Raw genomic sequence first — 13,540 nt, 5'->3', positions numbered from 1 at the left:
AAACAATGCATTGGAGTCCAGGAGTCAGCATGGGACCAGTAATGATCGATTGTCGCAGCCTCAGTTTACAGCAAGATGAACGCGACATGCTAGCGCACCCGCTTACCGGTGGGGTGATCCTGTTTACGCGCAATTATGAGTCGGTAGATCAACTTAAGGTGTTGATACAGGACATTCGTGAAGCGGCAGGTAAACCGCTGATCATCGCGGTGGATCATGAAGGCGGCCGGGTACAGCGTTTTCGCCCCGGGTTTACCCGGCTACCCGCCATGGGGCAGATACTGCTGCTAACCGATAATGATAATGACGCCGACGCATTAAGTTATGCCTGCGGCGTGATTATGGCTTACGAGCTTAAACAGCTGGACATTGATATTAGTTTTGCACCGGTGCTGGACATTAACGGTGTATCTAATGTTATTGGCGATCGCGGTTTCTCGCCCCGGCCAGAGGTAGTGAGCCGTCTGGCGGGGTGCCTGATAGACGGCATGCACGCCATAGGTATGCCCTCTACCGGTAAACACTTTCCTGGCCATGGCAGCGTGGTGGCAGACTCACACATTGATACCCCGGTGGATGAGCGGGATTGGCAAACCATACAGCAGCAGGATTTGGTGCCGTTTGCAAATCTCATCGCCCGGCAAAAAATTGATGCCATGATGCCAGCTCACGTGCGATTTGCGGCCATCGACGATAAGCCCGCCGGGTTTTCGCCTTACTGGTTACAAACCATTTTGCGTGGCAAGCTTGGCTTTGACGGGGTGATTTTTTCCGATGATTTATCCATGGAAGGCGCAGCTGTGGCCGGTACATACCCTGAGCGCGCCGAGCAGGCACTGGCTGCCGGCTGTGATATGGTACTGGCGTGCAACAATACTGCCGGAGCGCAGGCCATTTTAAACGGCCTGCCGAACACGCTTGAACCTTCTCATCGCCTGAGCCGGCTTAGCGGCTGGCAGCTCTCAGCAACGGCAGAACAAACCTACCAGCAAGCCTGTGAGGTGTGGCAACGCTATGAAAGTTAAAAATAAGGTTATCGTATTCAGCGCAGTGGTCAGCGCATTGCTATGGGGCGTACTGGCGGCAAATGGCTTTGAGCAGGCACTCAGCCTGACGGCCGCGCTAACGCTGTTAATTGCCATTTTATGGGTAACTGAAGCACTGCCCATTCCGGTGACTTCATTGATCCCGTTTGTGGCCTTTCCTATGGCAGGCGTGATTGATTACAAAGAGGCAGCATCGGCGCTGGGGAGCCATGTGATCCTGCTATTGATGGGCGCCTTTATGCTCTCCAAAGCACTGGAGAAGTCGGGCGTGCACCGGCGCATTGCGGTGTATATGCTGCGCTTGTGCGGCGCATCCAGTGCCAAGCGCCTGGTGCTGGGCTTTATGCTCACCTCGGCAGTTCTGAGCATGTGGATATCCAATACCGCTACCACCTTAATGTTACTGCCCATTGCCATGGCCATTATCACGTCGATGAACTCGCCTAAACTGGCCGCTGCCTTGTTACTTGGCATCGCTTATTCAGCAAGTCTGGGCGGAGTGGGGACCCCCATCGGCACACCGCCGAATATTATCTTTATGAGTGTTTATCAGCAAACCACCGGCACGGAGCTCAGTTTTATTAACTGGATGATGACCGGTGTACCCATAGTACTGATCGCTATTCCGATAATGGCGTTCTGGCTGACCCGCAAATTAAGTGATATGCCGGATTGTGATTTACCAAAGGCCGGTGACTGGCGCCCGGCGGAAAAGCGGGTGCTGATCGTGTTTGGCATTGTGGCGCTGGCCTGGATATTCCGCCCTTACTGGTCGGTATGGACGGGTATGACGCTGGTGAGTGACAGCACTATTGCCATTGCCGGTGTTGTGCTGATGTTTCTGGTACCCAACGGCGATAAAGAAAAGCCCGATCAACTGCTCGACTGGAAAACCGCTGAGGCGATCCCGTGGGGCATGTTACTGCTGTTTGCGGGCGGTATTTGCATGGCCAAGGCGTTTACCGCTTCGGGTTTAAGTTTATTACTTGGTGAAGCACTGACCGGACTATCGGCTCTGCCCATTGTACTGACTTTGTTAGTACTCTGCCTGGCGGTGAGTTTTGTCACCGAAATTACCTCTAATACCGCCACCGCAACCTTGCTGATGCCGATTCTGGCTAGTGCCTCGGCCGCTATAGGCGTGGATCCTATTGTGCTGATGATGCCTGCCGCTATTAGTGCCAGCTGTGCTTTTATGATGCCGGTAGCCACGGCGCCCAATGCCATTGTATATGGCAGCGGCCGGATCCCCATTCAGACCATGGTGCGCGAGGGCACCATGCTGAATATTCTGGTGGGACTGGTTATTACTGGTGTGGTGGTCGTAACCCGGTTATAAACGCCTAGCGGCTGACCGGCACATCTGCTACACCGGCTCTGGCATTCAGATAGCGGGCAAACACATACAGCCAGTCGGATAAGCGATTAACGTATTGCTGGGCGAGTTCAGAGACTTCGGTGTGTTTGGCCATGCTGATCATGCGTCGCTCGGCACGGCGGCACACAGTACGACAAACATGAGCCTGCGCAGCAGCCACACAGCCACCGGGTAGAATAAAGCTGGTTTGCGGTGGTAAGTCGGCTTGCATCACATCAATATGGGATTCTAAATCCACCACCGCATCCGGGGCCAGGGTAGAACTGGCCGATACCGCAAAGCCAACGTTGAACAGGGCATTCTGAATGGCTGCCAGCATGGCTAAGTCGCTGTCACTGCCCAGTTCATCTGCCTGCAGGCGAGCGCTTAACAGGCCAATTTGTGCATTGAGTTCGTCAAGACTGCCGTAACATTCAATGATGGCGTCGTCTTTGGCCACTTTTTGTGGCTTGTTGACGTAGAGCTGGGTTTCACCCTGATCGCCGGTTTTGGTATAGATTTTCATGATTAGTCTTGTTCCTCGGCGGGTTGCGGCGCTGCGGGGCGATCGTAACGGCGTATTTGTACCAGCATGCCAAACAGCGGATGATCAAAATAATGCAGTTGTGTACTGATCACGCGGCGCTGCTGGGAAAACGGAATAGAGACCAGCTCGTAGGCCGGCGCAGCGCCGGGCAGGCTAGTGGCCGAAAGCACAGGCTGCCGATAAAACAGCTCGCTGTTAATGTGCAGGTAGGGCACCCGGTTGATGTATTTAAGGTATATCTGAATAAAGCCGTCAAGCTCCCAGATAGGGGATAAACGCTTCACATCTGACTGAGTATCGCCGTCATCGTTGGTTTCCGGTGGTGCTGTCATGCCAGCAAAACTGATTGGCTGCGGGTTATTAAGGCGCTGATTCAGCTCGGTAAAAAAGCTATCTGCCGGTTCGGCCAGCTCGGCGTTTTGTTCTGCCAATGGATCTTCACCGGACGGCAATTGTTGCGGGCGCAGATCACCATTTTTAGTAAACTGCTGAGCAAAGTTCTGACCGGCAAATAAACGCAGGGTTTCGGCTTTGTCCTGACCAAATTTTACCTGCTGACGCCAGCTAAAGTGAGCCAGTCGCTCGATACCTTTGCGCCAGCGAATGCTGGTGTAAATATCATCCTGTGAGAGCTGATTAGTTGACAGCAAATGCGGGCCACTAGCCCTTTTAAAATCGGCTCCGTGCACATAAAGCGGCGTTTGCTGACGCGGCGGCACGTAGAGATCCGGTTGCTGCCACTGCCAGCTTTGCGGATTTAAATTTGGCTCTGTGGGCGTAACGCAATTGAGCGGGCGGCGCTTTACGCTTACCGGCGTGAGCTGTTCTTCATTTAAGTTAAATGACAACCAGTAGGCAGCAATGGCCCCAGGCGCAGGGGGAATAATCTCAGGCTCTGGTTCAACAAAGGTATTCTCTGCAGCTGCTATGCCCTGAGTGGTTTCATCAGCCAGCAAAAATTGTTCGTCATCTGCGACTTCGCTGTTTTCGTCACTGAATAACTCGCTGTCCTCATTGCCGCTTTCAACAAGCCCTGCCTGGTCATCTAATGCAGGTTCTACCGGCTCCGGCTCGATATAATAATCGCGCAGGATTTCTTCCTGTGAGGGCGCCTCTGCCCACAGTGGTGATGTAGGAGCGTTGCAAACCGGTAATGAGTTATACACCATGGTAATGTCTGGCTGGTAATACTCAGTGAGTAAATCCCAGTCGGTGTTGGGTGTATTTAATACCTGTTGACGTTCAAACCGTTCGGCCAGATCGCTCACCGCGGTATCGCGGGCGAACAGCATTACCTCGATGTCGAACCACCATTTGTCTTCTTCGTTAGCGTGTACCGGGTAAGCGGTTATACAACTGAGTGCGAGCAGGCTACCAATTATACGCCTCATGCCTGGCTGATCTCCCTGGCAAATTCTTCTATAAGCCCGTCCACCATAGCTAATCGTTCGCGGGCTGTCTCGGTTTTCTTCACGATCCGCAGTTTTTGACTGCCTTCAAACTTAAACATTTTATTGCGGGTTTGTACCAGTTGGATAATAAAACCGGGGTCTACCGGGGTGTCTTCGTTAAATTCGATAGTACCACCAGTGGCGGTCATTTCGACCTTGTGAATACCTACGCGGCGAGCTTTGAGTTTAAGCTCGGCCACTGCAATAAGGTTTTTCGCGGCATCCGGCAGCAGGCCAAAACGATCGATACATTCAATCTGGAAGGCTTCGATATCGTCGCTGTTTTTACAGCTGGCCAGTTGCTTGTACAGGGACAACCGGGTATTCACATCGGCAATGTAATCTTCCGGCAACAGCGCCGGGATGCGCAATTCGATTTCGGTATGCAGGCGGTTAGCATCGCTAAGTGACGGCTCTTTACCGGCTTTAAGGGCATCGACCGCTTGTTCCAGCATATCCATGTAAAGTGAGTAACCCACACTGGCGATTTGGCCGGACTGGTCTTCGCCGAGTAACTCTCCGGCACCACGAATTTCCAGATCGTGAGTAGCCAGGGCAAAGCCTGCGCCTAAGTCTTCCAGGCTGGCAATGGCTTCCAGGCGCTTAGCGGCATCGCGGGTCATGCGCTTGGGATGCGGGGTTAACAAATAGGCATAGGCCTGATGGTGTGAGCGGCCAACCCGGCCACGCAACTGGTGCAACTGCGCCAGACCAAGATGGTCGGCACGGTCCATGATTATGGTGTTGGCGGTGGGCACATCGATACCGGTTTCGATAATGGTGGTACACACCAGCACATTAAACCGCTGATGATAAAAATCACTCATTACAGACTCAAGTTCACGCTCACGCATCTGACCGTGGCCTACGGCAATGCGGGCTTCCGGCACTATTTCGGCGATTTCCTCGGCGGTGCGGGCAATGCTTTCTACCTCGTTGTGCAGGAAATACACCTGACCGCCGCGCAGAATTTCACGCATGATGGCTTCGCGAATAACCGCTTTATCGCGCTGTTGTACAAAGGTTTTAATAGCCAGGCGTTTAGCCGGGGCGGTGGCAATAATGGATAAATCACGCATGCCCGACATGGCCATATTCAGCGTACGCGGAATGGGCGTAGCGGTAAGGGTAAGAATGTCCACATCGGCGCGCAGGGCTTTAAACTTCTCTTTCTGGCGTACGCCAAAGCGGTGTTCTTCGTCGATGATGACAAGGCCGAGATCGTTAAACTGAATCGTGTCGCTGAGCAGTTTATGGGTACCCACCACAATATCCACAGTGCCGTTTTCGATGCCGTCCATAACTGACTTGGTAGCTTTACCGCTAACAAAACGGGAAACTACCTCGATGCGGAACGGCCAGTTGGCGAAACGGTCTTTAAAGTTTTCGAAGTGTTGCTGCGCCAGCAGGGTTGTGGGCACCAGAATGGCCACCTGTTTACCCTGATTAGCAGCTAAAAAAGCGGCGCGCATGGCCACTTCGGTTTTACCAAAGCCTACGTCGCCGCACACCAGGCGGTCCATGGCCTGTGGGCTACCCATATCCTGAATAACCGCATTGATGGCCTGCATCTGATCGGCGGTTTCTTCAAACGGAAAGCTGTCGGCAAAGGATTGATATTCTTCCCAGGTAATGGGGTAGGCAAAGCCGGGCTTGGCAGCACGCTTGGCGTACACATCGAGGAGCTCTGCGGCGACGTCGCGCACGCGCTCGGCCGCTCTCTTCTTGGCTTTTTCCCAGGCATCGGAGCCCAGGCTATGCAGCGGTGCTGAATCCTGCTCACCACCGCTGTAGCGCGAAATTAAGTGCAGCGAGGCCACTGGCACATATAACTTGGCCTGTTTGGCGTACTCAATGGTTAAAAATTCGGTAGTAACGCCACCGGCATCCAGAGTTTGCAGGCCAATATAGCGGCCTACGCCGTGGTCTAGATGGACCACCGGCTGACCCACAGACAGCTCCGCCAGATTGCGAATAATGGCGTTTTCGTCGGTAGGCTTCTGCGCGGTTCGCAACCGCCGCTGGCTGATTTTATGTCCGAGTAACTGGGTTTCGGTAATAAACAGCAGCTCACCGTCGGGGTTTTTCCAGCGGAAACTGTGTTCTACCATGCCGATGGAAATACCTACGGTTTCATGGCTGGTAAGAAAATCGTCGAAGTGGGCAAACTCTACAGGCTTGATTTGATACTTGCCTAAAATGCCGAGTAAGTTTTCCCGGCGGCCCTGTGATTCGGCACAAAACAGCACTTTGGCACCGCGCTCGCTGGCGTCTGACAGAGTGGCTAATAAGGCTTGTGCGGGCTGCTTCTTTTGCGGGTTTAAGGCGATATCGTCGAGCTTCTCACAATGCAGATTGTGTTTACCGGCAGCCTCGTCGAGGGGCTGTGAAGCCAGGGCGACCCGCGGCCATTGTTTGAGGCCGGCAAATAATTCGTTAACCGGTAAAAACAGTTCCATGGGCGCCAGCAACGGGCGGTGTTTATTATAGCGGTATTGCTCGTAGCGCTCGTTCAGGTCGGCCCAGAAGAATTCGCAGGCATCGCTGACATCGCCATGCAGCATAATAAGCGTGTCGGGATGAAAGTAATCAAATAACGTGGCGGTTTTTTCGAAAAACAGCGGCAGATAATACTCCACACCACTTGGCATGGTGCCACGGGTAATTTGATTAAACACCGACTCGGCACTGTTGCTTGCGTCGAAGCGCTCTAAAAATTGTTGGCGAAACAGGTTGAGCGCGGCTTTATCGGTGGGGAATTCCCGGGCCGGTAACATGCGAATTTCATCGACTGCATTGCTTGAGCGCTGGGAATCCGGATCGAACAGGCGAATACTGTCGACCTCATCATCGAACAGGTCAATGCGGTAAGGATCTTTAGAGCCCATGGGGTAAAGGTCGATAATACTGCCGCGAATAGAAAACTCGCTGTGACTCATTACCTGGCTGACATGCAGATAGCCGGCTTGCTCTAACTGTCGGCGGAACTGGTCGCGATCCAGTTGCTGGCCACGCTTTAACAACAATAAATGCTGGCCAATGTATTCTACCGGGGCCAATCGTTGCATCAGGGTATTGATGGGCACAATAAAGATGCCGCTGGGTTCCTGGGTTAACCGGAACAAGGTTTCCAGTCGCTGGGAAATAATATCCTGATGCGGCGAGAACGTATCGTAAGGCAGAGTTTCCCAGTCTGGGAACAGGGTAACCGGAACACTGTGCTGACTGCCCTGAAAATAGCGGATTTCTTTTTCGAGTTTGAGCGCCGAAGGCGTATCGGCGGTGACCAGTACGATAGGGCGGCCGGCCTGCTGACTGGCCTGAGCTACGGCAAGCGCGCGGCTACTGCCTTGCAACTGCCCCCATTGTTGTTGGTCCTGAAAACCGGCTGACGACTTGGTTTTGGGCAGTGGCAAAGAATTAAGCGTGGTTGTCATGATTCCTTAACGATTCTTTTATTGAGCGTTTAAGTTTTTACTTGCAGGTTAAGCGTTTTTATTTTGGCTGCGCTTGCGAAGCTGCTGCGTTTGTAAATGCAAACTGGCTCTGACTAACAGTTCCTGATCCTGTTCGCGGATCCGGGTAAAAATGAAGGCTATATGGTAGCCATCCGATTCCTGCTGGCAAGTAATAACTTCGCCGTAGCAAAAAATGGCCGCGGCTTCTTCTGATACAAACAATTTAAGTTCTGCCAGAGTACCAACATCCAGTGCTAAAGGGTGGTTAATGATAACGCCACCGCCGCCGAACCTGATACTCTCAAAGCGATAATCCGGATCGTCCTGCTGATGTAAAATATACGACATCATCAAATCGATTTTGCGAGACTGATGGTTAAGGTAATTCACCAGTTCGGAAGCGTGATCACTCAGGTTGCGCAACGGGCGAAGCGCCTGGGATTCGATAGATGCCATCTCGCTGGCAATGCGAAAGGCGTAGGGCATGTGGTCTTCGAGTTGTTCGTTGTCTGGCAGGGCAAAGTGCTTGTCGAGTTGACGCATATTGACCTTAATTGCGTGGCTGATTAAGAAAAACTCATTAAACTGAGCTTGTTTTTCTGCCAGGGTTAACGATTCCACAATACTCTCCAGGCTGACTTGTGTGCAGGGTAGCTTACACGTATTATGCACCGAGCTTAAGTCTTTGTTTATCATTAAAACGTACAACGTACCGTATTGATTAAGAGTAGTGCAGGGAAGGATGAATACCAAGCCCCCACTGCCCAGGTACAGGTGAAATTTCATGGCCTATCCGCTTTCTGCCTATATAGCACTGCGTTACTCCACCGCAGGCAAACACAACAGCTTTGTAGCGTTTATTAACCGCTTCTCGGTAGCCGGGATTGCCCTGGGGCTTATGTCGCTGATCATTGTGCTTTCGGTAATGAATGGCTTTGAAGCCCAGCTACGCCAGCGGATTTTAGGCATTGTGCCACAGGTAGTAGCGCATAACGCCAGTGTTGATGACGTACTACAACTTCCCTTAGGTGAAGTGCGGGCCGCGAGCTCGTTCAGAGAAGCAGAAGGATTGGTGCAATCACGCCAGGCCTTGCGCGGCGTGCAACTGCAAGGCGTAGACCCGCAAACAATGGCCAACCATAGCATTGTGAGCGACTACATGCTGGAAGGTAATTTTGAGCGCCTTGAAGAGATTAAGTTTGGCGCTATTATCAGCCGTGCATTGGCGCAGGAGTTAAGCGTGAATGTGGGCGATCAAATACGCGTAATGGCTGCCGGAGCCAGCGTATATACGCCATTTGGCCGCATGCCGAGTCAGCGCCTGGTGACGATAGCTGCGTTATTTAACCTGGGCTCACAGCTTGACGACAAAGTGATTTATTTACGGCTTGATGATTTAACCCGGCTACTGCGTAAACCCAAAGACAGCCCGGCGGATGTGCGCCTGTTTTTAAACAATGCGTTTAATTATCAGGGTGTGGTGGCACAACTTGAACAGGCGGGTTATTCCACCAGTAACTGGCGCTCGCGCCAGGGGCCTTTGTTCGATGCGGTAAAAATGGAAAAGAACATGATGTTTTTAATGCTGCTGCTGATTATTGCGGTGGCGGCATTTAACATTGTATCTGCCCTGGTGATGGTTGTTTCTGAAAAAAGTGGTGACATTGCCATTTTACTCTCCCAAGGCATGACGGTAGCCACGGTGCGCGCCATATTCATGCTAAACGGCATTTTCAACGGCCTGAAAGGCGCACTGATTGGTGCCGTGCTGGGCATTTTAGCCGTTGTATATATCAACGATATTTTGGAACTTCTAGGGATTTATCTGGCGTTATCTGCAGACGGGCCTGGCTTACCCATTGATATGCAATGGTATCAGGTGGTTTGGGTGACCCTGTTTTCCTTAGGATTATGCCTGTTGGCGAGCTGGTATCCCGCGCAACGCGCCATGAAAGTGCAGCCGGCCAAAGTTTTACAGCAGGAATCGTAAAAACTTGATTAAATGGTCAGGTTTTTGGGTTTTGCCGTGCATTGTGGCATAAAATTTTCTATAATCTTTTTCTTTTCTTTCGCTCGGTTACCGATTCTATGGATAAAGTCTTTATTACGTCGGCGGATCTGCTTCAGGATTCATTTCGACTTGCCTCAAAAGTGTATAAGGACGGTTTTCGTCCGCAATTTATTATCGGGATCTGGCGGGGCGGGGCGCCGATTGGTATTGCTGTGCAGGAGTTTTTTGAGTTTAAAAAATTTCCCACCGACCATATAGCGGTAAGAACCTCTTCTTATTACGGCATTAACAAGCAAAGCAAAGAGATTCGCGTACATGGCCTGCATTATCTGATTGAAAATGCGAATGCCGAAGACGCACTGCTGATTGTTGATGATGTATTTGACTCGGGCCGAAGTGTAGACGCATTGATTAAGCAAATTAAAAAGCTGATGCGCCTGAATATGCCAAAAGATATTCGTATTGCCTGCCCGTATTACAAGCCAAAAAATAATAAAACAGACATCGTGCCTGACTACTACGTAAATGAAAGTGATGAGTGGCTGGTTTTCCCTCATGAAATTGCCGACATGACGGAAGAAGAAGTACGCGCCGGTAAAACCGAGTTGGCCGACGTTATGGATATTCTTTACGATAAAGAGTGATAAGGTGAATAGCCTTATAACGCTAAGCGTGTTAACGGGCTAATAACCCCATTACCACCCTGTTGCAGGACGTGCGTGTAAATTTGCGTAGTACGTACGTCTGCATGACCTAATTGATGTTGTACAGTTCGAATATCTGCCCCCGCGGCCAACAGGTGTGTTGCAAACGAATGCCTTAACGTGTGGGGCGTAACATGCTTTTTGATCCCGGCTTCAAGACTGGCTCGTTTAACGTCTCGCTGCAGTTGTTTTTCATCGATGTGATGACGGCGCAAATGCTTGCTTTCCGGATCAATACTTAATCTTTGGGATGGGAACAGGTATTGCCACTCTACGGTTTTGTTGCGGGATTGATATTTTTTGCGTAAACCTTTGGGCAGCCAGGCCCCGGCAAAAGATGGAACGTTTAAATCGCGCACTAAGGTTTGCTCTACATTTTCAATTTGTGTTTGAAGCAGCGGAATTAAGGCCTCTGACAATGTGACCACCCGGTGCTTACCGCCTTTACCAAACCACACGCGAATGCATTTGTAGTTAAAATCGATATCACCGGCTCGTAAACGGACACACTCCATCAGACGCAGCCCGCTGCCGTACAGCAGGGCCATTGCCAGATAATGCTGCTTACTTGCTCGGCCGAGAACCGCTTTTACTTCATCCTGTGTGAGCACTACCGGCAGTTTGCGTTCCCGCTTGCTGTTGAGAAAAGTCATGTCTTCGGGTAAGGGATTATCCAAATATTTGTTATAAAGAAACAGCAGTGCGTTAAGCGCTGTAGCCTGAGTGGATTTTGCACACTGACGACGGACAGCCAAATGTGTAAGGTAGGCCTCCACATGCTCAGCGTGCATATCCTTTGGCTGTGCATAGTTGTGGAAGCGAATGAAGTCGGTGATCCAGGTGAAGTAGGTTTCTATGGTACGTTTAGCATACCCCCGGGTTAGCATAAACTCATAAAGTTCGCGTAAAAACTGAGATTTCATAAAGTTAGTGAAGGCTAAAATGAAACCAGCATAAAGTACAAAGTAACGTGTAAATACTGAACGTTTGGAGGGTTTACGTTCACTTTTGAGATTTTTGCACCAAACCATGAGATAAATAGGGTTTGGTGTATTTAATTCCAACAAAAAACACCAAATCGACCTAACTCTTTTATGTAAAGGGGATTTCAGATAATCTACACTCACAAAAAATTACAATTGCACCAAAATGATGGTTTTAAACATACTTCATTGGTGTCTATTTAGTAGTTATGTGCTAATGGGAAAGCTATGAATACTCAGGACGAGGAATATTCCGAATTGCAGAAGTTAGGCCCAGTAATCAGGGCTTTGTGCTTTTTTCTGGTCGTGTTGTCAGTTTTTTCTTTGCTTTCTGTAATCACAGCCTTAATTCTAGAGCCTTTTCACTATATTGGTTTAATAGCAATTGCTGTAAGCGTTTTAATGTTACATGTTTCAGGGAGTATATTATTTACTGGTTTTGCTCCCAAATATTTGTTGTTTGCTCACGGTAAAGTTAGGCTCGATAAACAGTAAAAAGGTAATATTAAAGCGCACATAACAAACGCATTAACCACTCGCTGCGCTCGCTAGGGACAAAAACACGTAGGCTCCCTGCGCTTCGCTTGGTATTGTAGCCTACGTGTTTTTGCCCGTTATGCGGGCGTTAGGTGACAAGTGGCTTTTTACAGAGATCCATATGTAACATATTTAAATGCTGCTGGTGTTGCGGTAGCTTGGATAGGCTCAGTACTCGGGCCGCTTTTCATTTTTTCAACTTTTGGCGATTTTACCCATCACAATACTTATATTGGCATCGCATTCATAATCGTTGTTTTGCTCTCAATTAGGGATGGAGTCAAAGCAAAGAAAAATGGCAACACATCAGGTTTTATTGCTATGTGTGTAATGCCACTAATAATTCCCTTTATTGTGCTGGCTACTTTTTTAGTCATTTAAGGTTTGTTGGGCAGTTTGTCGCCTAACAATCCAATATAGTCGCTCACTGCGTTCGCTGGGACACAAACACGTAGGCTCCCGCCGCTTCGCTCTGGATTTTAGCCTACGTATTTGTGCCCCTAATTGGGGTGTTATGCGCCGTTGTTTATTTGTCATGTGTTTAGTGCGGCGGTAGCAGGTTAGGGCAAGGTTGTTTCAATAGGTTGTATCAGTGCCTGCCGTTATAAGTTTTCAACACTGCTTTAGCAACGCTTGTTTGTTTTAGTTCGGTAACACCAGCATTCGGCACAATCAGTTTTGCCAGCCAGCTCACTTCTCAAGCCGCCACTTTATCATCTGGCTTTTCGCCCAGGGTTGTTTTAAGGTAATTGTTAATATTTAAAGCAATAGTTTGTTGTAGCGGGCGGTGGCGGCAAAGCCGCGAAGGGCAAGTGTCTCGCACGCATAACAAACAAATGTTGGGGACACAAACACGTGGGCTCTGCTTCGCAGTATAGCCCACGCGTTTGTGCCGCCAAATTAGGGCGTTAGCCCCCATTCGTTAATCCATTCAAAAATAAAAGATCGGGGCAGTGTTAACGCCGGTATCTTTTCTTGTTTTAGCGACCCACCGCCATTGGTTGTTTTTGTGTCCAGGGCTATCAACTAAGCGTGGTCATTTTTTCCCGTGGTTTGCGCGACGCGGGCAATCTTTCGCTGTAAGCAAGAAGTGCTTTTATCAGCAATCGTAACGTGCAATTCTCAGCTTAATTGGCAACGCAGTTTTTTCAGTTCTAGCAAATGGTTAATGTAAAAATCAGTTGTTGTTTTTCTGTTGGTTGTTTAAGGTAAAAGCAAATCAGGGAAGGGCAGTTAAGAAATGCAAACATCTTGGTGCAGGGCAGCAAAGCTGCGAACGTTCAGTGTTAGGGCTAACAAGGCGCAGCACCGGACAATAACGCGCAGTTCCCCTTTTTTGCAAAGAGCGCAAAAAAGTGGCCCTTCGCTATTGCCCGTGTGCTAGGTGTTATGCGCCGTTGTTTATTTGTCATGTGTTTAGTGCGGCGGTAGCAGGTTAGGGCAAGG

11 protein-coding genes are annotated in these 13,540 nt (G+C 50.0%); 6 read left to right on the top strand and 5 right to left on the bottom strand.

The window, feature by feature from the left end; translation table 11 throughout:
- Window positions 1–29 precede the first annotated feature (29 nt).
- On the top strand, window positions 30–1,025 hold the full coding sequence (gene nagZ / locus C6Y40_RS22280; protein WP_105936595.1) for a beta-N-acetylhexosaminidase: 996 nt from the start codon (window positions 30–32) through the stop codon (window positions 1,023–1,025).
- Window positions 1,015–2,385, top strand: a complete 1,371-nt coding sequence (locus tag C6Y40_RS22275) for an SLC13 family permease (RefSeq protein ID WP_105936594.1) — start codon at window positions 1,015–1,017, stop codon at window positions 2,383–2,385. Before nagZ ends, C6Y40_RS22275 begins: the two co-directional genes overlap by 11 nt.
- Window positions 2,386–2,389: 4 nt before the next feature.
- On the opposite strand, the gene C6Y40_RS22270 is transcribed toward C6Y40_RS22275, so the two are convergent.
- Genes C6Y40_RS22270 through C6Y40_RS22255 form a run of 4 tightly spaced genes read right to left on the bottom strand, consistent with a single transcriptional unit; the run spans window position 2,390 to window position 8,480 of the window.
- Window positions 2,390–2,929, bottom strand: coding sequence for a cob(I)yrinic acid a,c-diamide adenosyltransferase (locus C6Y40_RS22270; RefSeq protein WP_105936593.1), 540 nt, complete (start codon window positions 2,927–2,929; stop codon window positions 2,390–2,392).
- Window positions 2,930–2,931: 2 nt separating this feature from the next.
- Window positions 2,932–4,341, bottom strand: coding sequence for a CsiV family protein (locus C6Y40_RS22265; protein ID WP_105936592.1), 1,410 nt, complete (start codon window positions 4,339–4,341; stop codon window positions 2,932–2,934).
- Complete coding sequence (gene mfd, locus C6Y40_RS22260) at window positions 4,338–7,838, bottom strand: transcription-repair coupling factor (protein WP_105936591.1); 3,501 nt, start codon at window positions 7,836–7,838, stop codon at window positions 4,338–4,340. Before mfd ends, C6Y40_RS22265 begins: the two co-directional genes overlap by 4 nt.
- A 48-nt stretch (window positions 7,839–7,886) precedes the next feature.
- Complete coding sequence (locus C6Y40_RS22255) at window positions 7,887–8,480, bottom strand: PilZ domain-containing protein (RefSeq protein WP_105936672.1); 594 nt, start codon at window positions 8,478–8,480, stop codon at window positions 7,887–7,889.
- Window positions 8,481–8,643: 163 nt separating this feature from the next.
- On the opposite strand from C6Y40_RS22255, the gene C6Y40_RS22250 reads away from it, so the two are divergent.
- The gene (locus tag C6Y40_RS22250; protein WP_105936590.1) at window positions 8,644–9,849 is read left to right on the top strand and encodes a lipoprotein-releasing ABC transporter permease subunit; all 1,206 of its coding nucleotides are present in this window, start codon (window positions 8,644–8,646) and stop codon (window positions 9,847–9,849) included.
- A gap of 98 nt (window positions 9,850–9,947) precedes the next feature.
- Window positions 9,948–10,514: a phosphoribosyltransferase gene (locus C6Y40_RS22245; protein WP_105936671.1), complete on the top strand. Its 567-nt coding sequence runs from the start codon at window positions 9,948–9,950 to the stop codon at window positions 10,512–10,514.
- A gap of 14 nt (window positions 10,515–10,528) precedes the next feature.
- Here the strand turns inward: C6Y40_RS22245 and C6Y40_RS22240 are convergent, their stop codons facing one another.
- Window positions 10,529–11,497, bottom strand: coding sequence for an integron integrase (locus C6Y40_RS22240; protein WP_105936670.1), 969 nt, complete (start codon window positions 11,495–11,497; stop codon window positions 10,529–10,531).
- Window positions 11,498–11,785: 288 nt separating this feature from the next.
- Between C6Y40_RS22240 and C6Y40_RS22235 the strand changes: the two genes are divergently transcribed.
- Together C6Y40_RS22235 and C6Y40_RS22230 are read left to right on the top strand one after the other, a co-directional pair.
- Window positions 11,786–12,052, top strand: coding sequence for a hypothetical protein (locus C6Y40_RS22235; RefSeq protein ID WP_105936589.1), 267 nt, complete (start codon window positions 11,786–11,788; stop codon window positions 12,050–12,052).
- 141 nt (window positions 12,053–12,193) lie between these two features.
- Window positions 12,194–12,475, top strand: a complete 282-nt coding sequence (locus C6Y40_RS22230; protein ID WP_105936588.1) for a hypothetical protein — start codon at window positions 12,194–12,196, stop codon at window positions 12,473–12,475.
- Window positions 12,476–13,540 lie beyond the last annotated feature (1,065 nt).

The organism is Marisediminitalea alba (assembly GCF_002993365.1).
GTDB lineage: Bacteria > Pseudomonadota > Gammaproteobacteria > Enterobacterales > Alteromonadaceae > Alteromonas > Alteromonas alba.
The sequence above is the reverse complement of the archived record's forward strand: the minus strand, read 5'-3'. Positions and strand labels throughout refer to the sequence as shown.